The sequence below is a fragment of the Actinoplanes sp. NPDC048791 genome, assembly GCF_040650095.1.
Taxonomy (GTDB): domain Bacteria; phylum Actinomycetota; class Actinomycetes; order Mycobacteriales; family Micromonosporaceae; genus Actinoplanes.
Genome location: NZ_JBEZGQ010001461.1, coordinates 1 through 1615, shown reverse-complemented (window position 1 = coordinate 1615; position 1615 = coordinate 1). Strand labels below are relative to the sequence as shown.

Annotated in this window: 1 protein-coding gene and 1 pseudogene; both read left to right on the top strand. The window is 73.1% G+C overall.

Annotated elements, in window-relative coordinates:
- Positions 1-1087, top strand: a 1087-nt coding sequence (locus tag AB0C29_RS47435) for a beta-propeller fold lactonase family protein (RefSeq protein ID WP_360834821.1), incomplete at its 5' end; no start/stop codon positions are given.
- Positions 1084-1615: pseudogene (locus AB0C29_RS47430) on the top strand (hypothetical protein); the annotation flags it as partial. The gene AB0C29_RS47435 and the pseudogene AB0C29_RS47430, both read left to right, overlap by 4 nt.

Here is a 1615-nt window from a genome sequence, read left to right as displayed (position 1 = left end):
CGCCGGAGTGCTGCTCGGTGGCGCTGGCGTCGCTGTGGCGCTGAGCCGGGGTGAGAAGCCCGTCCCGGCTCCGGCGCTCGCGCTGGCGCCGAACACCGCACCGGCGACAGCGCCGGCCGCTGAGACGGCTGCCGCGCCCGGGCCGACCGGGGTGGCCCGGGTGCCGCTGGCGCTGAGCGTTTCCAGCCTGGCCAAGCCGACGATGGTGGGCACGATCCGGGTGGGCGACGAGCCGGAAGGCGTCGTGGTCTCGCCCGACAACCGTACGGTCTACATCGCCAACCAGAGCTCCCGCGTCCTGTCCGTGCTGGACGTGGCCAGTGAGCGGGTGACCTCCGTACGGCTGCGCAACACCCCTCGGTTCGTCGCCACCTCCCGCGACGGGCGCCTCGTGTTCGTCTCGATGTACGAGGACGACAAGACCGGCAGCGGGGTCGCCGTGGTGGACGCCGCGAGCCGCAAGGTCCTGCGGTACATGAGCACCGGCGTGCAGCCGTACACCTTGGCGGTCGGTCCGGACGGGCGCGTCTGGGTGCCGATCCACAGTGAGCGGCGGGTGGAGATCTACGGCGCCGACGGGATGCGGGCCCGGGGCAACGTCCTGGTGCCGCCCAACCCGCACGCCGTCGCCTTCTCCGGACCGCTCAAGCGCGCGTTCACGCCGAACCACGAGTCGAACGCCGTCGCGATCATCGACATGCGCACCGATCGGCTGGTCAAGTCGGTGCCGGTCAGCAAGGCCCCGCACAGCATCGCCGTCTCGCCGGACGGCAAGACCGTGCTGGTCGCCGGGTACGAGGCGAACTCCGCCGACCTCATCGACGCCGCCACCCTCCGGCGGACCGGGCCGTTCAAAGTCGGCAAGCAGCCGCAGAGCGTCGCCTTCGCCACCGACGGCGAGCACGCGTACGTGGTCAACGAGGGTGGGAACTCGGTGTCCGTGCTGGACGGTCACACCGGCGCGGTGACCGCCACCGTCCCGGTCGGGCGCAGTCCACGGACCATCGCGGTGTCACCCGACGGCCGGATGGCGTACGTGTCCAACGGCGACGACGACACCATCTCCGTGCTCCGGACCGCGTCGTGACGGGCGCCGGCTGGGTCGCCCTGGCCATCGCCGTCTTCGGTGCCATCTGTTACGCCGCCGGCTCGATCCTGCAGGCCGTCGGGGCCCGGCGCAGCACCACCACCGTGCGCGCCCTCGGCCACCCGCTGTATCTGATCGGCGTCGGCCTGGACATCCTGTCCTTCGTCGGGTCGATGGTCGCGCTGCGCGAGCTGGCGGTCTACCTGGTCGAGTCGGTGCTGGCCAGCTCGCTGGCGATCACCGTGGTGGCCGCCCGGATCTTCCTCAAGGCCCGGCTGCGCACCCGCGACGTCGTGGCCGTCATCGTCTCGGTCGCCGCGCTGACCGTGCTGGCCATGTCGGCCGGGCCGCAGGAGGAGGTCGCCGCGTCGAACGGCCTGCGGCTGGCGCTGTGCTCGGCCGCCGTCGGCATCGCGGTGATCGGCTGGGGCACGGCCCGGATCAGCGGCTCACCCGGCGCCGTCGCGGCCCTGGCCGGGCTGTCCCTGGGCGGGGCGGCGCTGGCCGGCCGGGCGCTGCCGATGCCCG